At 64.7% G+C, this 20,836-nt stretch carries 18 protein-coding genes; 3 read left to right on the forward strand and 15 right to left on the reverse strand.

What is annotated here, in order from left to right:
* Positions 1 to 23: 23 nt before the first annotated feature.
* The 8 genes from aceA to AC3WUF_RS07080 form a co-directional block, all read right to left on the reverse strand.
* Positions 24 to 1,331, reverse strand: a complete 1,308-nt coding sequence (gene aceA / locus AC3WUF_RS07045; RefSeq protein ID WP_492423894.1) for an isocitrate lyase — start codon at positions 1,329 to 1,331, stop codon at positions 24 to 26.
* A 287-nt stretch (positions 1,332 to 1,618) separates the two neighbouring features.
* Entirely contained in the window at positions 1,619 to 3,199 is a 1,581-nt protein-coding gene (gene aceB / locus AC3WUF_RS07050; RefSeq protein WP_492423896.1) for a malate synthase A, read from the reverse strand.
* A gap of 104 nt (positions 3,200 to 3,303) precedes the next feature.
* Positions 3,304 to 4,668: an MATE family efflux transporter gene (locus AC3WUF_RS07055; RefSeq protein WP_492423898.1), complete on the reverse strand. Its 1,365-nt coding sequence runs from the start codon at positions 4,666 to 4,668 to the stop codon at positions 3,304 to 3,306.
* Positions 4,669 to 4,719: 51 nt separating this feature from the next.
* Positions 4,720 to 5,202, reverse strand: a complete 483-nt coding sequence (gene rraA, locus AC3WUF_RS07060; protein ID WP_492423900.1) for a ribonuclease E activity regulator RraA — start codon at positions 5,200 to 5,202, stop codon at positions 4,720 to 4,722.
* A gap of 38 nt (positions 5,203 to 5,240) precedes the next feature.
* Positions 5,241 to 5,738: a disulfide bond formation protein B gene (locus AC3WUF_RS07065; RefSeq protein WP_492423902.1), complete on the reverse strand. Its 498-nt coding sequence runs from the start codon at positions 5,736 to 5,738 to the stop codon at positions 5,241 to 5,243.
* Between the two features lie 60 nt (positions 5,739 to 5,798).
* Positions 5,799 to 6,800, reverse strand: a complete 1,002-nt coding sequence (locus tag AC3WUF_RS07070) for a hypothetical protein (RefSeq protein WP_492423904.1) — start codon at positions 6,798 to 6,800, stop codon at positions 5,799 to 5,801.
* Between the two features lie 49 nt (positions 6,801 to 6,849).
* Complete coding sequence (locus AC3WUF_RS07075) at positions 6,850 to 8,394, reverse strand: fumarate hydratase (protein ID WP_492423906.1); 1,545 nt, start codon at positions 8,392 to 8,394, stop codon at positions 6,850 to 6,852.
* A gap of 207 nt (positions 8,395 to 8,601) precedes the next feature.
* Positions 8,602 to 10,041, reverse strand: coding sequence for a class II fumarate hydratase (locus tag AC3WUF_RS07080; RefSeq protein WP_492423908.1), 1,440 nt, complete (start codon positions 10,039 to 10,041; stop codon positions 8,602 to 8,604).
* A gap of 98 nt (positions 10,042 to 10,139) precedes the next feature.
* Between AC3WUF_RS07080 and purB the strand changes: the two genes are divergently transcribed.
* Together purB and AC3WUF_RS07090 are read left to right on the forward strand one after the other, a co-directional pair.
* A complete protein-coding gene (gene purB / locus AC3WUF_RS07085) occupies positions 10,140 to 11,510 on the forward strand; it encodes an adenylosuccinate lyase (protein ID WP_492423910.1) in 1,371 nt (456 codons plus the stop codon).
* 27 nt (positions 11,511 to 11,537) lie between these two features.
* Positions 11,538 to 12,041: a DUF7931 domain-containing protein gene (locus tag AC3WUF_RS07090; RefSeq protein ID WP_492423912.1), complete on the forward strand. Its 504-nt coding sequence runs from the start codon at positions 11,538 to 11,540 to the stop codon at positions 12,039 to 12,041.
* Between the two features lie 16 nt (positions 12,042 to 12,057).
* Here AC3WUF_RS07090 and AC3WUF_RS07095 read toward each other — a convergent pair whose 3' ends face one another.
* From AC3WUF_RS07095 to AC3WUF_RS07115, 5 genes are all read right to left on the reverse strand, one after another.
* Positions 12,058 to 12,501, reverse strand: coding sequence for an acyl-CoA thioesterase (locus tag AC3WUF_RS07095; RefSeq protein ID WP_492423914.1), 444 nt, complete (start codon positions 12,499 to 12,501; stop codon positions 12,058 to 12,060).
* Between the two features lie 93 nt (positions 12,502 to 12,594).
* On the reverse strand, positions 12,595 to 13,785 hold the full coding sequence (locus tag AC3WUF_RS07100; RefSeq protein ID WP_492423916.1) for an OmpA family protein: 1,191 nt from the start codon (positions 13,783 to 13,785) through the stop codon (positions 12,595 to 12,597).
* Between the two features lie 126 nt (positions 13,786 to 13,911).
* The gene (locus tag AC3WUF_RS07105) at positions 13,912 to 14,922 is read right to left on the reverse strand and encodes a quinone-dependent dihydroorotate dehydrogenase (protein ID WP_492423918.1); all 1,011 of its coding nucleotides are present in this window, start codon (positions 14,920 to 14,922) and stop codon (positions 13,912 to 13,914) included.
* Positions 14,923 to 14,974: 52 nt separating this feature from the next.
* Positions 14,975 to 15,583: a GTP cyclohydrolase II gene (ribA, locus tag AC3WUF_RS07110; protein ID WP_492423920.1), complete on the reverse strand. Its 609-nt coding sequence runs from the start codon at positions 15,581 to 15,583 to the stop codon at positions 14,975 to 14,977.
* Positions 15,584 to 15,677: 94 nt separating this feature from the next.
* Positions 15,678 to 17,099 (reverse strand): 3-oxoacyl-ACP reductase, encoded by a 1,422-nt coding sequence (locus AC3WUF_RS07115; RefSeq protein ID WP_492423922.1) that lies wholly within the window; start codon positions 17,097 to 17,099, stop codon positions 15,678 to 15,680.
* A gap of 315 nt (positions 17,100 to 17,414) precedes the next feature.
* On the opposite strand from AC3WUF_RS07115, the gene AC3WUF_RS07120 reads away from it, so the two are divergent.
* The gene (locus AC3WUF_RS07120; protein WP_492423924.1) at positions 17,415 to 18,245 is read left to right on the forward strand and encodes a hypothetical protein; all 831 of its coding nucleotides are present in this window, start codon (positions 17,415 to 17,417) and stop codon (positions 18,243 to 18,245) included.
* A 52-nt stretch (positions 18,246 to 18,297) separates the two neighbouring features.
* On the opposite strand, the gene AC3WUF_RS07125 is transcribed toward AC3WUF_RS07120, so the two are convergent.
* Entirely contained in the window at positions 18,298 to 19,575 is a 1,278-nt protein-coding gene (locus AC3WUF_RS07125) for an adenylate/guanylate cyclase domain-containing protein (RefSeq protein WP_492423926.1), read from the reverse strand.
* A 9-nt stretch (positions 19,576 to 19,584) separates the two neighbouring features.
* Positions 19,585 to 20,811, reverse strand: a complete 1,227-nt coding sequence (locus tag AC3WUF_RS07130) for an FAD-dependent oxidoreductase (protein WP_492423928.1) — start codon at positions 20,809 to 20,811, stop codon at positions 19,585 to 19,587.
* Between the last annotated feature and the right edge of the window lie 25 nt (positions 20,812 to 20,836).

The raw sequence follows: 20,836 nt of genomic DNA on the forward strand, positions 1-20,836 counted from the left end.
GATTCTTCCAGCTCCGTTGCCGCTTAGTGGAACTGTTCTTCTTCGGTCGAACCGGTCAGCGCCTTGACCGAGGAGCTGCCGCCCTGGATCACGGTGGTGACGTCGTCGAAGTAACCGGTGCCGACTTCCTGCTGGTGCGAGACGAAGGTGTAGCCCTGTTCGCGCGCAGCGAATTCCGGCTCCTGCACCATGTTGACGTAGTGCTTCATGCCCTCGCCCTTGGCGTAAGCCTGGGCGAACTGGAACGTGTTGTACCAGTTGATGTGGATACCGGCCAGCGTGATGAACTGGTACTTGTAGCCCAGGTCCGACAGATCCTGCTGGAACTTGGCGATCTGCGTGTCGTTCAGATTCTTCTTCCAGTTGAACGACGGCGAGCAGTTGTAGCTCAGCAGCTTGCCCGGGCACTCCTTGTGCACGGCCTGCGCGAACTCGCGGGCGAAGCCGATATCCGGCACGCCGGTTTCGCACCAGACCAGATCCGCGTACGGCGCGTAGGCAACGCCACGGCTGATCGCCTGCTCCAGACCGTTCTTGACGCGGAAGAAGCCTTCCTGAGTGCGCTCGCCGGTGAGGAACGGCTTGTCGTTCGGGTGGTAGTCCGAGGTGATCAGGTTGGCCGCTTCAGCGTCGGTGCGGGCCAGGACGATCGTCGGCACGCCCAGCACGTCGGCAGCGAAGCGCGCGGCGATCAGCTTCTCGACGGCTTCCTGCGTCGGCACGAGCACCTTGCCACCCATGTGGCCGCACTTCTTGGCCGCAGCGAGCTGGTCTTCGAAGTGCACGCCGGCGGCGCCGGAGACGATCATGTTCTTCATCAGCTCGAAGGCGTTCAGCACGCCGCCGAAACCGGCTTCCGCGTCAGCAACGATCGGCAGGAAGTAGTCGATGAAGCCCTTGTCGCCGGGGCCGATGCCACGGCTCCACTGGATTTCGTCGGCGCGGGTGAAGGTGTTGTTGATGCGGCGAACCATCGTCGGCACCGAGTCGTAGGCGTACAGCGACTGGTCCGGGTACATGGTTTCGCTGGTGTTGCCGTCGGCGGCAACCTGCCAGCCCGAGAGGTAGACGGCTTCGAGGCCGGCCTTGGCCTGCTGCATCGCCTGACCGGCCGTGATCGCGCCGAAGGCGTTGACGTAGCCCTTCTTGGCTTCGCCGTTGACCAGCTTCCAGAGCTTCTCGGCGCCACGCTTGGCCAGCGTGTGATCAATCGCAACACTGCCACGCAGACGCACAACGTCGGCCGCGGAGTAACCACGCTTCACGAGCTTCCAGCGGGGATTGGTTGCCCAGTCTTTTTCCAGGGCCTTGATTTGTTCGTCGCGGGTCATGTGCAGCAGTCCTCTCGGGGTGAAAGAAAATCTTCGAAAGCCTTAACTATCAAGGCTTTGCAGCACCTTCCGAGCGCACAAAAAACCCGTTCGAAAGAAGGGTGCCGCGTTGGGGGCGCGATTATACCGGCAAAATTATTGCAGTGCACAACCTACCCGCCAGCCTACCCGGCGCTGTGGCCAAGGCAAAAATTCGGCGGCATTTCTTGACTGGCGACGCAGTGCCTGCGGCAACGAAAAAGGGCGCGTAGCAACGCGCCCTTCTCGACGTCAACAACCGCGGAATCTCAATCGAGGTAGCGATAGCCCGGCAGCGTCAGGAACGCTTCGCACTTCGGCGCCGTCGACATGCGCGCCATGATGCCGGCAGCCTCGACGAAACGGCCGGCGTAGAACTTCTCGGCGCCGAGCTGCTTCTTGTAGGCCTCGAGCTCCTCGTCGACGATCTTCAGCGTCAGCTCGCGCGTGACCTTGCGACCGTCGGACAGCTGCGCGCCGTACTTCAGCCACTGCCAGACCTGCGTGCGGCTGATCTCGGCCGTTGCGGCGTCTTCCATCAGATTGTGCAGCGGCACGCAGCCGACGCCGCGAATCCAGGCTTCGACATAGCCGATGCCGACATTGATGTTGTTGCGCAGACCGCCTTCGGTGATCTGGCCTTCCGGCTTGGCGAGCAGGTCAGCCGCCTTGATCTTGTAGTTGAACTGCTTGGCCGTCTGGTTCGGCGTCGGCATGTGTTCGTTGAACACTTCCATCGCGACCGGCACGAGGCCCGGATGCGCGACCCAGGTGCCATCGTGGCCGTTGCGCACTTCGCGCAGCTTGTCGGCGCGCACCTTGGCGAAGATTTCTTCGTTCTTCGCCGCATCCTTGGTCGGGATGAACGCGGCCATGCCGCCCATCGCGAAGGCACCGCGCTTGTGCGTGGTCTCGCACAGCAGCTTGGAGTAGCTGTCGAGGAAGTGCTTGTCCATGCCAACCTGCTGACGATCCGGCACGACCCAGTCGCCATGCGCGTTGAGCGTCTTGATGCAGGAGAAGATGTAGTCCCAACGGCCGCAGTTCAGCGCGACGATGTGGTTGCGCAGTTCATAGAGGATTTCGTCCATCTCGAACGCGGCCCACAGCGTCTCGATCAGGACGGTGACCTTGATCGTCTTCTGCGGAATCTTCAGCTCATTCTGGGCGTCGACGAAGATGCTGTTCCACAGGCGCGCTTCGAGGTGCGACTGCATCTTCGGCAGGTAGAAGTACGGACCCGTGCCGCGCTTGAGCAGCTCTTTCGCGTTGTGGAAGAAGTACAGCGCGAAGTCAACGATGCCGCCCGGCGCCGGCTTGCCGTCGACGAGGATGTGCTTCTCTTCGAGGTGCCAGCCGCGCGGACGCACGATCAGCGTCGCGATGTCCTTGTTGAGCTTGTATTCCTTGCCGGCTTCGTTGGTGTAGCTGATCTTGCGGCGCACCGCGTCGGCCAGATTGATCTGACCGGTCATCATCAGATCCCAGGTCGGCGACGCGGAATCTTCGAAGTCGGCCATGAAGCACTTCGCGCCGGAGTTCAGCGCGTTGATGACCATCTTGCGGTCGACCGGACCGGTGATCTCGACGCGGCGGTCCTGCAGGTCCGCCGGCACGCCGGCGATCTTCCACTTGCCGTCGCGGATCTTCTTCGTTTCCTTGAGGAAGCCCGGCTTCTTGCCGGCGTCGATGGTCTTCTGACGCTCTTCGCGCAGCGCGAGCAGCTTCTCGCGAACCGGCGCGTGCTTGCGGACCAGCTTGGCGACGAACTTGAGCGCCTCCGGAGTCAGAATCTTCTTGATGGCCGGCGTCATCTCGCCGGTGATCTCGACACCTTTCACTGCGCTCATCGTTCAACCCTCTTTGAAAACCAGATAGATGTGGGCGCTACCGCCCAAAAATCAGGCGCGGACTATAGCCAAGGCACCCCGATCCCGCAACGAAACTGGCCGGTTCAGACTGCCGCCTGCGTGGGCTGCACAGCACCGCCGCGCGGCCCGAGTTTCCTGTTGAATTCGCGACGCAGCAGGCTCAGCGACAGCAGCGTCTGCAACACGATCGAGATCACCGACGCAGCCCAGATCTGGGTCAGGTGGAAACCGCTCTGCCGCGACAGCCAGATCGCCGGCAGGATGTAGGTCAGCAGGCGCGAACCCGACGCGAGCAGCGACGGCCAGGCGTTACCCAGACCCTGGAACATGCCGCCGCTGACGATGACCAATGCCGAGCCGATGTAGCTGTACGACACGATCTGCAGATAATCGGCGCCGATTGAAATGACCGTCGGGTCACTCGAGAACATCCGCATCAGCGTCTCCGGCAAGAGATGGCAGATCAGCGTGAAGGCCAGCATGAAAGCGATTGCGATCTTCGCACTCTCGGCAAACGTGCGCCGCACGCGATCGATCTGCCGCGCTCCGAAATTCTGTCCGGCCACTGCCGCGGCACCGAAACTCAGCGCGACCGCCGGCATGAAACCGGCCTGCATGATGCGCATGCCGATGCCGAAACCGGCCTGGGCTTCGGGACCGAACGGGCGCAGCAAGGCATAGATGACGCCCAGGATCAGCGCCATCAGAAAGAACTCGCCGCCGGCGGGCAGCCCGATCGCTAGCAATCGCCGCCACAGCGCGAAATCCGGTGCGAGCTGCGATTTCTGCACGCGCAGATAGGTGTCGCCGCGACGCAGATACAGCAGCAGGCCGATGACCGCGGCTGCGGTCGCGATGAAGGTCGCGGCGCTCGCGCCAGCGACACCCATAGCCGGCATGCCAAGCCAGCCGAAGATGAATACCGGCGCCAGCAGCATGTTCAGCAACACCGATCCGACCTGCGCGATCATGCCCGGTCGCATGTGGCCGACCCCGCGCAGCGAAGACGCCAGGCCGACCATCGTGAACTGCAGCGCCATGGCCGGAATGAACCAGGCCAGGAACTGTTCGATCAGCGCCGTTGTTTCCGCATCGCTGCCCAGCGCCCGCGCGTAGGGGCCCTGCAGTGCCAGCGCGAGCAGCAGAAACAGCAGGCCCGCCGCAATCGAAAGTCCGTTGGACTGAGTGAACAGGCGCTGGATGTCGGCGTGGTCCTTGCGACCCGCGGCCTGCGAGACCAGGGCCACCGTGCCGACACCGAGGATCTGCGAGATCGCGATGACGACGAACATCAGGTTGCTGGCGACAGCCACTGCGGCAATCGCCTGCTTGCCGAGATGGCTGACCCAGTAGATGTCGACCAGGCTGTATGCGGTCTGCACCATCATGCCGACGAGCATGAAGCTCATCATCCGCAGCACATGGCCGCGGATCGGGCCAGTCGTCATGTCATGCATCGAAAACTTCCCGCCGGCGGCTTATCCGGCGGCAACGATGGATCAATCGTGAATGGGCTTCTCTGCAACGACGATGCCGTCGGCATCGGCGTAGAGCCAGTAGCCCGGCTTGATCGTCAGGCCGGCGAAGCTGACCGTACGATCGGCGTGACCGGAATGCAGGCCTTTTTCCGACTTGCGCGGATGCGTACCCAGTGCCTTGACGCCGATGTCCTGCTCGGCGATTTCCTCGCAGTCGCGGATATAGCCGTAGACGACAATACCCGCCCAGCCGTTGTCGACGCCGAGCTGGCCGAGGTTGCCGCCGACCAGCGCACAGCGCGTCGAACCACCGCCGTCGACGACCAGCACATGGCCGTCGCCCGGCGTCTCGAGTGCCGCGCGCACCATCGCGTTGTCCTCGAAGACCTTGAGTGTACGCACCGGACCGTGGAACGCGATGAACCCGCCGAAGTCGGCGAACATCGGTTCGGCCACCTGTGCTTCTGGATGGGCGTCGGAAAGGTCGGTCGTCGCGTAGTTCATTGCGGTTTACTCGTGAGTGGGAATCAGAATTTTGATTCTCAGAATTTTGGCTCGCGGCGCGCGACGATCGGCGTCAGCAGTGCATAGATGCCCAGCGCGACGAAGCCCATGAAGGTCCAGCCCGGCAGCGAGATGCCGAGCCAGGCCGCATCGATCTTCGCGCAGTTACCGTCGCCGTAGAGCACCATCGAAACCACTTCCGACACCGGCAGGAACTCGAGCAGGTAGTCGAGCGTCGGGCCGCAGGCCGGAACCTGATCCGGCGGCAGCGACTGCAGCCAGACATGCCGACCGGCGATGCCGGCGCCAATCGCGGCGGTCAGGATGGCGAGCACGGCGTAGACCCAGCGGCCCCAGCCGCGCGGGCCATGCAAGGCGCCGAGAATGAAGACGACACCGGTCGCCGCCATCGCGATGCGCTGGAAGATGCACATCGGGCAGGGCTCGAAACCGAGCACGTACTGGGTAAACAGTGCAAACGCCAGGCCGCCTATGCAGGCCAGCGCACCACCAATGCTCAGCAAACGGAAATTCATAAGTCCCTCGGGATCCTCAAGCCGCTAAAGTCGAAGTTTCGGGCATCGGCCGGTACAACGCTATTGCACCGGCGGCGGCGGCTCGCGTTTCGGGCGCTTGGGCAGCGGGCCGTCGGAAAAACTGTTGAACACGAAATCGGGTGAAGAGGTGTTGTGCTGCGATGGGGTCAGCCGCCCGACCCAGATATCGGTAGCGGTCGCCCGATCGAAATTCATCACGTTCTGCTCGCGCCAGCCGCGTGCATCCTTCTCGCGAACCGCGACACGCGCGGCATCGTTGTTGAACTCGGTGATGTACATCGAACGCAGCATGCCGAACGGTCCGTTCTTGATCGCGCGATCAAAGACCACGTCGAGCGCGATAAGGTTCTCGTCCAGCGTCACCAGCTTGAGCTGACCCTTGCCGCCACGCTCGAAATCCATCGTGAAACTGCGAGTTTTCGGATCGAAGCTGACCTCGCGGAATTTCACGATCGGGCGGCCCTCCACTTCGACCGGTCCGACCAGAAACGAACTGCCGTAACCGGTGACGCGCAGCGGCCGGGGCGCCAGCGGGCGGGCGCGCCAGTAGCCATCCTGCGGATACAGCACCAGCACTTCCTCGGCGCCGTCGTTGCGCAACTGCCAGAGCTGCAGCATGTGCAGGTTCTTCTCGACGCGGTCGCCGACCCTCACCGTCGCCGTGGCCGGCCGCCAGAAATGCGGGAAGGTGTAGCCGATGAGCCAGAAATCCGGCTCTTCGTAGATCGTGACCTTGCGCGGTGGCTGCGACACGGCGTGCGCCGGATCGGCCGACATGTCGCACGCGGTCCAGTCCGCTTCACGATTGTCTCGCGGCGCAGCGGTCAGGTAGACCGGGTGCGCGGCTTCGATGCGAAAGCTGCGCACGTCCGGATTCGAAAACGCGATCGCCACATTGTCCTTCTCTGCGCACAGCACCGGCTCGCTCTGGTTGACCATCTCCACCGCCAGACCGTCGAGCGAAGCCGCCTCTACTGAGAACGGCAGGACGATACCCGCGAGCGCAGCGCCCAGTCGAAGAAAACCCCCATGTCGTCTCACCCAATCATCCCCCACCCTAGACCCACTCAAAGCGCTGGCGCGATCCGCGTCAGGCGGCGACGACAGGAATCTTGCCGATGCTGCTGGCAATTTTCGCCTTCCATTCCTTCGGACCGGTGTCGTGCACGGAAGTGCCGTTGGCATCGACGGCGACCGTCACCGGCATGTCGACGACATCGAATTCGTAGATCGCTTCCATGCCCAGATCGGCGAAGCCGAGCACCTTGGCCGTCTTGATCGCCTTCGACACCAGGTACGCCGCGCCGCCGACCGCCATCAGGTAGGCCGCCTTGTGCTTCTTGATCGCCTCGATGCCAGCCGGGCCGCGCTCGGACTTGCCGATCATCGCGATCAGGCCGGTCTGCGCCAGCATCATCTCGGTGAACTTGTCCATGCGCGTCGCCGTCGTCGGGCCAGCCGGCCCCACTGCCTCATCGCGCACCGGATCCACCGGGCCAACGTAGTAGATCGCGCGGTTCTTGAAATCGACCGGCAGCTTCTCGCCCTTGGCGAGCATGTCCTGGATGCGCTTGTGGGCCGCGTCGCGTCCGGTGAGCATCTTGCCGTTCAGCAGCAAGGTATCGCCCGGCTTCCAGCTCTGCACTTCCTCCGGCGTCAGCGCATCGAGATTCACTCGCTTGGCCTTTTTCGTATCGGCCTGCCAGGTCACCTGCGGCCAGTCTTCGAGCTTCGGCGCTTCGAGCTTGGCCGGGCCGGACCCGTCGAGCTCGAAATGCACATGGCGTGTCGCCGCGCAGTTCGGAATCATCGCGACCGGCAGCGATGCCGCATGCGTCGGGTAGTCGATGATCTTGACGTCCAGCACGGTCGTGAGCCCGCCGAGACCCTGCGCGCCGATGCCCAGCGCATTGACCTTCTCGAGCAGCTCCAGACGCAGCTCCTCGGTCTTGGTCAGCGTCTCGCCGCGCGCCTTCTTCTCGCGCACGAGATGAATGTCGACCGGCGCCATGATCGCTTCCTTCGCCATCACGGTCGCCTTCTCCGGCGTGCCGCCGATGCCGATGCCGAGGATGCCCGGCGGGCACCAGCCGGCGCCCATCGTCGGCACCGTCTTGAGCACCCAATCGACGATCGAATCGGACGGATTCAGGCACACCATCTTCGACTTGTTCTCGCTACCGCCGCCCTTGGCCGCGCAGGTGATCTCGACGTGATCGCCGGGAACGATTTCGTAGTGAATGACCGCCGGCGTGTTGTCCTTGGTGTTGGTGCGCTTGCCGGCCGGATCGGCAAGCACCGAGGCGCGCAGCTTGTTTTCCGGATTCAGATAGGCGCGGCGCACCCCTTCGTTGACCATCTCCTGCACGCTCAGCGTTGCGTCCCAACGCACGTTCATGCCGACTTTCATGAACACGACGCAGATGCCGGTGTCCTGGCAGATCGGCCGCTTGCCTTCGGCGCACATCCGCGAGTTGGTCAGAATCTGTGCAATCGCATCCTTCGCCGCCGGCGATTCTTCGCGCTCATAGGCATCGCCCAGCGCCTGGATGTAGTCCAGCGGGTGGTAATAGCTGATGTACTGATACGCGTCAGCGATGCTCTGAATCAGGTCTTCCTGGCGGATCGTGGTCATTTATTTGGCCTTGGCAGTGGCTGGGCAAGGAAGCTCTGCAAAACTACTGCGCTCGGCAGCTTGGCTGCCGGCGGTGCTCGGAATGCTCATGTATTGCGGCATACACTGCGCTTCCTCCGCTCCGGCGTCAGCCAACCAGCCTTCGCTCGCTACGTTTTTCAGAGCTTCCAAAAAAACGGTGGCGCGAATCCTACTAAACCTGAGGTTTCAGCGCCCGCGCCGACCGCGCTTTCTGGCCGGATTCGTCAAGGCCGCCGGATCGAGCAGCCGCGCCAGCTCGGCGCGCGGCAGGTCCGTGTCCTCGACCGCAACATCGAGCACCGGCCGGCCTTCCTTGTACGCGCGCTTGGCAATCGCCGCACCGGCTTCATAACCGATGACGGCATTGGCCGCGGTGATCAGCACCGGGTTGCGCGCCAGCGTTTCCTTGATCTTGGCCGGGCGCACCGTGAAGCCGGCAATCGCGCGGTCCGCCAGCAGGCGGCTGCTGGTACTCAGCAGATGCAGGCTCTGCAGCAGGTTGTGCGCGATGACCGGCAGCATGACGTTGAGCTGGAAATTGCCGCTCTGCGCGGCGACGGTGATCGCCGCATCGTTGCCGATGACCTGCGCGGCGACCATCGCAACCGATTCCGGAATCACCGGATTGACCTTGCCCGGCATGATGCTCGAGCCCGGCTGCAGCGCCGGCAATTCGATCTCGCCGAGGCCGGCGAGCGGCCCGGAGTTCATCCAGCGCAGGTCGTTGGCGATCTTCATCAGCGACACGGCCAGCACCTTGAGCTGGCCCGACAGTTCGGCGGCGGTGTCCTGGCTCGACAGCGCCTCGAAGAAATTCTCCGCGGGTTTGAAGCGCACGCCCGTCTGTCGCGACAGCACCAGGGCGAAGCGCGATGCGAAACGCGGATCGGCATTGACCCCGGTGCCGACAGCGGTGCCGCCCTGGGCCAGTCTCTGCAGGCGCGGCTGCACGGCTTTCAACCGGGCAATCGACTGCGCAATCTGGGCCTCCCACCCCGACAGCTCCTGCCCCAGCGTCAGCGGCATGGCATCCATCAGGTGCGTGCGGCCGGTCTTGACGACACGCTGCAGCGAACGCGAACGCTGCGCCAGCGTGCGACGCAGGTGAGTCAGCGCCGGCAGCAGCTGCTCCTGCAGATCCAGCGCGGCGGCAACGTGGATCGCGGTCGGAATCGCATCGTTCGACGACTGGCCGTAGTTGACGTCGTCGTTGGGATGAACCGGGCGCCCGAGCTGGACGCTGGCGAGATGGGCGATCACCTCGTTGGCGTTCATGTTGCTCGACGTACCGGAACCGGTCTGGAACACATCGAGCGGAAACTGCTCGTCATGGTCGCCGGCGGCAACCGCACGCGCTGCCGCGATGATCGCGCGCGCCTTGCTCTGCGGCAGCAGCTTCAGATCGGCGTTGGCCTGCGCCGCAGCGGCCTTGACCAGCCCCAGCGCACGGATGAAGGCGCGCGGCAGGCGAATGCCCGACACCGGGAAGTTCTCGATCGCTCTCTGGGTCTGCGCACCCCACAGCGCACTGGCCGGAACCTGCAGTTCGCCGAGGCTGTCGTGCTCGATGCGCATCGCGCTGCCGGCTTGGTCTGGGTCTCTCTTGCGATTTTGTGGGCGGCGCATGAGTTTCTGGCAGTCGTTGGGGGCTGGGCTCGGATAAAATACGCCTTTCCGCTCCTTTGCAAGGCGGCCGGCAGCGCTGGCCCGCCCAGGCTGACTCCATGATCCTGAATTCCCTGACCGCGATTTCCCCTGTTGATGGCCGCTATGCCGAAAAGACCGTGCCCTTGCGCGGGATTTTCAGCGAGTACGGTCTGATGCGTTACCGCGTCCTCTCCGAAATCCGCTGGCTGGCCACCCTCGCCGCCCAGCCGGGTGTCAGCGAAGTCGCCGCGCTGTCGCCCGCCGCGCGCGAGAAGCTCGACCGCCTCGCCGACAACTTCAGCATCGAGGAAGCGCAGCGGGTGAAGGCGATCGAGGACACGACCAACCACGACGTCAAGGCCGTCGAGTACTACCTCAAGGAGCGCATCAGCTCGCATCCGGAGCTGAGCGGCATCAAGGAGTTCATCCATTTCGCCTGCACCTCGGAAGACATCAACAACCTGGCCCACGCGCTGATGCTCAAGGATGCGCGCGAGAAGGTGCTGATGCCGGCGATCGACAAGCTGATCAATGCGATTGCCGGGCTGTCGGTGGCCTATGCCGAGCAGCCGATGCTCGCGCGCACGCATGGCCAGCCGGCTTCGCCGACGACGCTCGGCAAGGAAATGGCGGTGTTCGTCCAGCGCCTGCGCCGTCAGCGCAAGCAGTTCGCCGAAGTACAGATTCTCGGCAAGATGAACGGCGCGGTCGGCAACTGGAACGCGCACTACGCCGCCTATCCGGACGTCGACTGGCCGAAGGTCGCCAGGGGCTTTCTGACCGAGCTCGGGATCGAAGAGTCGCCGGCGACGACGCAGATCGAGCCGCATGACTACATTGCCGAGTACTTCCATGTGCTCAGCCGTATCAACACGATCCTGATCGACTTCTGCCGCGACATCTGGAGCTACATCTCGGTCGGCTATTTCAAGCAGCGCACGGTGGCCGGCGAAGTCGGCAGCTCGACGATGCCGCACAAGGTCAATCCGATCGACTTCGAGAACGGCGAAGGCAACCTGGGCCTGGCGAATGCGATCCTCCAGCACCTGTCGGAAAAACTGCCGATCTCGCGCTGGCAGCGCGATCTCACCGACTCGACCGTACTGCGCAACCTCGGCGTTGGCGCCGCCCATGCGCTGATCGCCTACCAGGCCATCGGCAAGGGCATCGGCAAACTCGAAGCCGACGCATGGAAAATGGGCACGGATCTTGATAACAACTGGGAGGTGCTCGGCGAGGCAATCCAGACGGTGATGCGCCGTTATGGCCTGCCCGAGCCGTATGAGCAGCTCAAGCGATTGACCCGAGGTCAGAAGATTGGCCGCGACGCGATCCGCGATTTCATCTCCGGGCTGGATCTGCCGGAAGCGGAGAAAGCGCGACTGATGGCAATGACCCCCGGCAGCTACATCGGCAATGCCATCGAGCAGGCCAAAGCCGCCCGGTAAACATCGCCGCCCTGCTGTGGACCGATCATGGATGAAAGCCCCCCACCATCCGTCGCGACACCGGAATCACACGAAGGTCAGGCCGGCTTCACTGAGGCGCTGCGCCAGCTGATTCCGGTCGCCCGTCTGCGTCTGGCGATCCTCAGTCCGGCGCTGCCCGCCGTCTCGTACGGAGAGGCCGCCGTGGTCGAGCTGATCAAGCAGTTCCTGCTCGCCAACACACATACGCGGGTGCGGGTGCTGGTCGCGACGCCGGAGCAGACGATGAAGCAGGCGCATCGGCTCATCGAACTCGGGCGTCAGTTGAGCAGCCGCGTCGAGTTCCGCCAGCTCGCCGAAGAGCAACGCGGCATCGACGAGGAACTGGTGGTTGCCGACGAGGCGGCGTGGCTGCAGCGTACGCCGCTCCTCAACCTGCGCAGCAATCTGCATCTGCAGGCTTCGTTGAACGCGCGTCTGCAACTGCGCCGTTACAACGCGCTGTGGGATCGCTCGATACCGGCGCGCGAGTTCTACACGCTCGGCATCTGAGCCGGGCGATCGGAAACTAGCCCTCTTCCGGAGCAACGCGCTCCCGCGTCCTGATCATCTCGCGTGCGTGATCCGGAATGGCCTTCGGGCGCTGGCTCTCGTAGTCGAACCAGACAATCACACCGCGCGTCGCAGCCACCGGCTTGCCGTCGACAAACATGCCGGCGAGGCTGTTCATGGAGCTGCGTCCGAGCCGCACGATGCGAAAGCCGATCGTCACCGTGGCCGGATGGTGAACCTGCGCCAGGAAGTCGCCGGCCAGGCTCGCGAGGATGAAGCCGTCGCGCTTCCAGAAGTGCTCGTCGCCGCGCATCAGCTCGGTGAAGTAATCGAGCCGTGCGCTTTCGTCGAAGGTGAAGAAACGCGTGTTGTTGACATGACCCAGCGCGTCGAGATCCGACCAGCGCGTCTCGATCTTCATCGTATGGGCAAAGTCTTCAAGCTTGAGCGTGTCTTTCATGGGCCGGTTTCGCTGCCGCTGATGATTTGGGAACGTCCACAAAAAAACGCGGCCATCTTGCGATGACCGCGTTTCGTCAACACTTCGCTGGACTTAGTTGGCGACCAGCAGCTTGAACTCGACGCGACGGTTCTCGGCGCGACCTTCGGCCGTGTCGTTCGAGGCGACCGGCTTGGATTCGCCGTAGCCCATCGCCGTCAGGCGCGAGGCTTCGATACCGTGAGCGATCAGGTACTGACGCACCGACTCGGCGCGCTCCTGCGAGAGCATCTGGTTGTACGTGTCCGAGCCGTTGGAGTCGGTGTGACCACCGATTTCAACGCTGACGTTGGCCTGGTTCTTCATCGACGTCGAAACGTCGTCGAGGATTGCGCGGGCCGCCAGATCGAGCACGGCCTGGTCGTTCTCGAAGTTGACGCCACGCAGCACCAGCGTCTGGCCGACAACGCAGCCCTTCTCGTCGACCTTGACGCCGGACGGCGTGCCCGGGCAGAGGTCGAGGCCGTTCGCCACGCCATCGCCGTCGCTGTCGTCGGTCAGGTTCAGCGTGCAGCCCTTGGAGTCGACGGCGGTGCCAGCCGGCGTGGCCGGGCACTGGTCGAGGCTGTCGAGGACGCCATCGCGATCGAGATCCGCGCCGCAATCGGCACGACCGGTGACCGGATCCACCACGGCCAGACCGCAGGCCGGAGCAGCGCCGGCATCGCTGTGATCGCCGACATCGAAGAACGCGGTGAGCGGAACCTGCAGACCGACGCTGACGCGATAGTCGACGAGGACATCTTCATCCGGCACCGACTTGTCGTCGAGCTGGCCGAGGACGCGGCCTTCGGCGCGAACCGCGACGCCATGCCAGTTCAGCGGGAACAGCGCGCCGCCACCGACATTCAGACCGAAGTGCTCATGCTCGTCGCCGCGCACGTCGTTCTGCACGGCGCCGAGACCGGCCAGGGCAAACGGCTTGATGCTGCTGCCGCCGAAGTCATACACCAGGTCCAGCATCAGACCGCGCTGGTAGTCCGGGTTGCCGTCGATTTCGCGATCACGCTCGATCGCGTGGAAGGTCAGTTCCGCAGCCCACTTCTCGTAGCCGTAGGACGTCAGCGGCCAGCCAAAGCTGGCGCTGAAACCCTGGCCATCGTCGGAATCGCGAGCGCGGTCAGAAAATTCGTACAGGAAAGCGGCGCCGGCGTAAGGGATGTCATAGCCCTCAGTCGTAACGGCATGTGCGGAGCCCGCCCAGATCACTGCGGCAGCCGCAGCGGAGATCAGCTTCTTTTGCATATTGAACCCCCAATAACCCTACGTTTAAATTCTAGTGGGGCCGACTCTACTGAATCAGGCTCCCAGCGGCAACCGTAATTCACGACAAAATCGACCTAAGCTAAGAACCCGTCCGCCGGCCGAAAGTCAGCTCGACAGGGCCCTGACGCATTCGCGAATCAGGCTGGGTCCGCGGTAGATGAATCCGCTGTAAATCTGCAACAGATCCGCACCGGCATGTCGCCGCGCCAGCGCATCGGCACCGCTGACGATGCCGCCGACCCCGATCAGCGGGAAGTCTGCACCCACACGATGACGCAGACGTTGCATCACGGCTTCGGCCAGCGGCCGCAGCGGCCGGCCTGAAAGGCCGCCAGCCTCGGCGGCGAGCGGATCGGCTTCGACACCAGGGCGGCTGATCGTCGTGTTGGTAGCGATCAAGCCGTCCATGCCGCACTCGCGGGTGACGCTCGCGATGACGTCGATCTGCTCGTCGGTGACGTCCGGTGCGATCTTGACGAGGATCGGCCGGTGCCGGCCCTGCTGGTCCGCAAGAATCTTGCGCTCGGCATCGATCGCACCCAGCAGCGCGCGCAGGTTCGACTCGTCCTGCAGATCGCGCAGGTTCTTGGTGTTCGGCGAAGAGATATTCACGGTGATGTACGAAGCCGCGGCGTACACCTTGCGCAGACAAGCCAGGTAGTCGTCAGCGGCGCGCTCGATCGGCGTGTCGAAATTCTTGCCGATGTTGATGCCGAGCACGCCGCGGTATCCCGACTCGGCAACCTGCCGCAGCAAGTGATCGACTCCTTTGTTGTTGAAGCCGAGCCGATTGATCAGCGCCTGATGTTCCGGCAGGCGGAACATGCGCGGTCGCGGGTTGCCCGGTTGCGGGCGCGGCGTCACGGTGCCGACTTCGACGAAGCCGAAGCCGAGCGCCTCCCAGGCCCGCAGGCACTCGCCGTTCTTGTCGAGCCCGGCCGCGAGACCGACCGGATTGCGGAACTCCAGCCCCAGCAGGCGCACCGGCGTACCGGCCTCGGTGCAACGAAACGGCGCGGTGGCCAGCAGCGGCATGCGCCGGAAGACGTCGAGGGTCAGCTCGTGCGCGTGTTCGGCATCGAGCTTGAACAGCAGATTGCGCGCCAGGGAATACATGGTCGACCTCAGCCGATATCAAGAAGGGTCATGGCGGCGCGGCGGCCGCGCATCAGGGCAGCGTCAGCCAATGCCCGAGCTTGGCCGCCTTGGCGTCCAGATATTTTTCGTTATGCGGATTGCGGCCGCCCTCGAGGGCGACGCGTTCGACGATGTCGATGCCGTCGGCACGCAGCGCGTCGAGCTTGCGCGGATTGTTCGTCATCAGGCGGATGCGCTGCAGGCCCAGCTGACGCAGCAGCGTCACCGCCAGACCGTATTCACGCGCGTCGGCCGGAAAGCCCAGCTGATGATTGGCTTCGACCGTATCGGCGCCCTTGTCCTGCAATGCGTAGGCGCGGATCTTGTTGCCCAGGCCAATGCCCCGCCCTTCCTGGCGCAGATACAGCACGGCGCCTCGACCCGCTTCGGCAATGCGTTCCAGCGCCGCCTGCAGCTGCGCCCCGCAGTCGCAGCGCAACGAGAACAGCGCGTCGCCGGTCAGGCATTCGGAATGCACACGCACCAGCGGCGGTTCGGAAACCAGATCGCCGAGCGAGATCACCACATGCTCCTTGCCGTCGCTCGCGCGATAGACGCTGATGCCGAACTCCGCGAACGGCGTCGGCAGCTTCGATTCGGCGATCAATTCCAGGGCGGGAATGGGGTCTGACAACGTCAATCTCTCACTCGGCGCGCCACACGGCGGCGCGGGGACCGGGAGTTTACCGGTCCCCGCGCGGGAGCGGGCAATTACCGTGAACGGTAGCGGCGCCTCAGGCGCCGAACCAGTTCTGGCCGCACACACGCAAGGTGCGGCCGTTGACGCCACCGGCGGCCGGCGATGCGAAGAACGCCACCGCTTCGGCGATGTCCTGCGGCAGACCGCCCTGCGACAGCGAGTTGATGCGACGGCCGACTTCACGCGGGCCGAGCGGCATCGCGGCGGTCATCTGGGTCTCGATGAAGCCCGGCGCCACCGCGTTGATCGCACCGCCGCGCTTGGCCATGATCGGCGCCATCGCCTCGGCGTAGCCGATGATGCCGGCCTTGGTCGCGCCGTAGTTGGTCTGCCCGGCGTTGCCGCCGATGCCGCCGATGGACGAGATGCAGACGATGCGCGCGTCCTTGTTGAGACCCTTGTCGAGCAGGCCTTCGTTGATGCGCAGGATCGCCGCGAGGTTGATGTTGAGCACCATGTCCCAGTGCTGCTGCGTCATGTTGCGCAGCATCTTGTCGCGCGTCACGCCGGCGTTATGGACGACGACGTCGAGGCCACCGAAACGCGGCACGACTTCCTCGGCAATGCGCTGTGCGGCATTGGCCGCGGTCACGTCCAGCGCGAGACCGACGCCGCCGTACTTGGCCATCGTCTCGCCCAGCGCGCCTTCCTGCGACGGATGGTCCATGCCGACGATCGTCATGCCTTCACGGGCCAGTACTTCGGAGATCGAGGCGCCGATGCCGCGCGCGGCGCCGGTGACCAGCGCGGTCTTGCCGACCAGGCTGCCGGCCAGCGGCTTGACCGAACCCGGGCCCGGCGAGACGGTCAGCGTCTGGCCCGAGATGTACGCCGAGTGCGCGCTGAGGAAGAAGCGCAGCGGCGCATCCAGCCAGGCTTCGCCGCCGGTCGTCACTTCCAGCAGGTTGCAGGTCGTACCGTTCTTGCCGATTTCCTTGGCGAGCGAGCGGATGAAACCGCGCAGCGCGGTCGACAAGGTGCGCGTGTTGACGCTGCTGGTCGACTCCGGCGCGCGTGACAGCACGATGACGCGACCGTTCGACGGCAGGCCGCGCACCAGCGGCTGGAAGAATTCGTAGACGTCGCGGATCGCATCGACGCTGTCGAGACCGCTGGCATCGAAGACCAGCGCCTTGCTTGGCTCGGCGCCTGCGGCGGCGGCGGGCTGGCCCGTCAACGCGACATCGAGCGCGGCGGCGGCTGCCTTGATCGGCGCGAGGCCGGCGTGCTCAGGCACGATGCGCAGCTGCGCATTGCCGACGGAGAGCGCCTTGACCAGCGCTTCGGTCAGCACCGCGCGACGATCGGCACCCAGCAGCACCGGCATGCCGGCCAGCGCGTCGGCAGCCCACGGCGAATCGGCACGACGCAAGCGCGGCGGCGTCGGCAGGCCGAGCATCGCGGCAAAGCTCTTGCCGAACGGAGAATGGGTGAAATCAAGATAGCGATCGTTCATCGCTGCTCCAAAGGGTGGATCAAGGGGTGGATGAGAAGACGGAGAATGTCAGTCGTGGATTATCGCAGCCGACCATGTCAGCCGACACGGCGGAGCAACCCGCGAAGCTGGCCGTTGCTGCCATTGACGGGGGCAGATTCGTGCTGGATAGTCCGGTGTCCGACGACCGGGACCCGCGCTGCGCGCACGGTCCGGCGCATCGGCCGGAATATGCAAGGGCATGATTGAAAGCGGTTTTTTCGAAATCGAGCAGCAGGCCCGCTGACCGCAAAGCACCCGGAATTTATTGATCAGCCTTAGGGGAAGAGTCGATCCATGGTCGCTAAAGTTTTGATGATTACAGTGGCATCGGCAGCTGTCGCGGCGGCCACCTACTTCGCGCTGGATGCCAAATATCCGCAGCACAAGGCCGAACAGGCCAGCGCGGACAGCGGCGATGTCGCAGCAGTCTTCGCCGGCACGCTCGATACCAGCGCGACGGCCGACAGCGATACGGCGACGGCCGCGGTGCCTGCCGAGCCGGTAGCCACCGAAGCCGTCGAAGTCGCAGCAGCGGATGCCGACACGACCGAAGCGGCACCTGCGGAAGACACGGCCGCGCCAACGACCGAGCCGACTCCTGAGGCCAGCGCTGCACCGACTGCCGAGCCGACCGCTGAACCGACACCCGAGCCCACCGTCGCACCGACGCCAGCGCCAACCGTCGCGCCCACTCCCGCACCGACCGCGGCGCCAACCAGGGCGCCCGCCGCAACGCCGAAGCCGGCTGCCGCGGCCAGCAGCCCAGCGAAGCCCGCCAGCAAGCCGGCCGCGCCGAAGCCGGCGCTCACCCAGTGGTGGGGCACGCCGTCCGAACAGCGTCTGTCGCTGACCTATGCCGGTTCGGCCGCCTACACGCGAGCGATCGTGCTGATGTTCAACGGCGATTTCGATGATGCCGGCAAGGCAGCGTCCAGCCTCAGTGTCATCGATGCAAACGGTAAGCCGGTCGCCGGCACCTGGCAGCTCGGCAGCACGAACAAGCGCATGCTGCTGTTCCCGGTCAGCCAGAACGGTGTGTACAAGGTCAACGTCGGCGCCGCGTTGGCCGACCGCACCGGCCGTAGCCTGGGCACGCCGCTGCAGGGTCCGGTCCAGGTTCAGTAAGCGACGGAATGTTCCGAGGCCGGGTGCTGACGCATCCGGCCTTTTTTTGTGCTCAACCGCTAATGACGTAGGTCTGCACCGGCATTTCGATGCCTTTCACATAGCGCTTCTTGCGGATGGCCGGCATGACTTCGCCGCTCGCGAGCAGCGTGTCCTGGTCGATGTGTATCTCGCCGTCGGCGGCCTTGTCGCAGAGTCTCGAAGCCAGATTCACCGCCGGCCCGACCGCCATGTATTCGTAGCGCCCGCCCTCGCCGACGATGCCGACCGCGACGCTACCGCTGGCGACACCGACGCCGAGACCCAGATTGCTCGAATAGCGTTTGACAGTCGGCCGCACGCGCGACTGCAGGCGCCGCGCCAGTTTCATCGCGCGCTGTGCACGGTCTTCGTAGGCCACCGGCGCGCCGATCAGAATCAGCGCGCCGTCGCCGGCGAGATCCTTCACGGTGCCGCCGTACTCCTGCGCCACCGCGCTGACAGCGGCGTAGAACGAGCGCAGCAGGCGCATCACCTGCTCCGGCGAATGATCCTGCGCGTGCGCCGTGAAGCGGCGGATATCGCAGCAGACGATGGCGACGTCCATGCGCTTGCGCGCCATCGCATGGCGTAGCCCGCGGGTGCGCACGAGTTCGGCAACCTGCGGCGACAGGAACTGTGACATGAAGTTGCCGCGCGCGCCGAGAATCATGTGATAACGCAGCGCGCCGTACAGAAAGATGACCTCGCCGATCGCAATCACCATCGGTGCGGAGGCGGTCGGCACGAACAGCGCGCCGCCAAGAAACGGCATTGCCGCCAGTACGGCGAAGATACGGACCTGCTCGGCGCGATCGGGGCGGCTGCGGATCAGCAGCCATCCGGAAATCGAAACCAGCACGCCCGCCGCGAGCACCGGCACGACGAACAGCAGAAAGCGCGGCGGCGGCAGCTGCTCGCTGGCCAGCGCATGCGCGAGATCGCCATAGCGCGACTCCGGCAGCAGCCCCACGAGCAGCGCATAAAACACCGAGAGTCCCTGCGCGACGCGCATCACCGCCAGTCGTCGCGAGAAGGTCTGCGCGTCGTTGACGGTTGCGGCGACGCGAATACCCCATTCGGTCGCCACGATGAACGTCAGCGCATCGAGCGCACCGACAAATCGCGCCCACGGCGGCAGTTCGCCCATCCAGTACTCGGGCACCAGTGCGTTCGCATAGACCGCGATGCCGAGCAGGAACAGGAACAGACCCAGCGACCGGCTGGTGCGGCTCTTCGCGTCGGTCAGGAAGAAGATCAGCCCCATTCCGAGCGCAAATGTCGCAACGACTTCGTGCCCACTGGTGACCAAGAACCGCTCCTAGGAAGACAAGCCGCTCATGCTATCCAAAAAAGCCGGCGGCAATGCCATCGTTCCCAACCAGCCCCGGCGGGTTCCGGTCAGTACACGCAGCATCTGTCCGCGCCCGATCGGCAGACGCGACAGCGGATGAAACAGCGCATCGCGCATCGTGGCGGCCGCATCCAGCTCGGACTGGAACAGCGGCGTCAGCCAGCGGCTCCAGAAATGGTAGATGCCGACATGGCGTTGACGTTCGTGCTCGTAACAGGCCAGCGCATTGTCCATGCCGGCGTGTCGGCGCAAGGCATCGCGCAGGGCTCGCGCATCGAGCAGCGCCATGTTGACGCCCTGCCCGAGCTGCGGACTCATCGCGTGCGCGGCGTCGCCCAGCAGCACGGCACGCTCGCGATACCACTGCCGATGCACCGTGTCGCGATAGCGCGCGGCGCTGAGTCCTTCGGGAACAGCGGTGGCGTTAAGACTTTCCGCCGCTTGCGGCCAGACGCGCGCCACGTCGCTGCGCCAGGCCGCGGCATCGGCGCGCTGATCATCGAGCGCCGCAACCGGCAGGCTCCAGAAGAAGCTCAGCCGCGGCACCGGATCGTCGGGCCGCGTGCCGACCGGCAGCATGCCGATCATGCGGCGGGCGCCGACATAACGCTGCTGCAGCTCGTCGTGCCAAGGCCAGTCGCCGCGCGCCACCAGACACCATTGCGCACCCCAGGGATACGGCCGGTCCAGCTGCGCGCCGACAATCTGCCGCCGCAGTCGCGAGGCTGCGCCGTCGGCAATGATCAGCAGATCGTAGCCGGCATGCCGGCGGCCCTCCGTGTCGATCAGTGCGCCGCCGTGCGTATCGATCCGCGCGATCTCGCAGCCGCGGTGAATCCGCCGCCCTTGTTGCCAGGCCTCGTCGAGCAGCGCGAACAATGCGCCGCGCTGCAGACCGAGCCCGAACAGCCGGGTGTCGAGCTCGCGATAGCGGATATCCATGACCGCACGACCGGCCGCGGTTTGCCCATACAACCGGGAGATCGGCGCGCCATGACGCAGCACCGGCTTCAGCAGACCGAGTTCCCACAGCACCGACAATCCGACCGGCTGCAGCAGGAAGCCGGCACCGACGGGGCCGAGCACGGGTGCCCGCTCGAAGACCTCGACCTCATGACCATCGGCGGTGAGCATCAGCGCGGCGGCTTGCCCGCCGGTACCGTGGCCCACGATCGCGATGCGCTGGCGTTTCATCGGCACCTCAACGCAGTGGGCCTGA

This window comes from Fontimonas sp. FW305-C-3 (assembly GCF_058783185.1).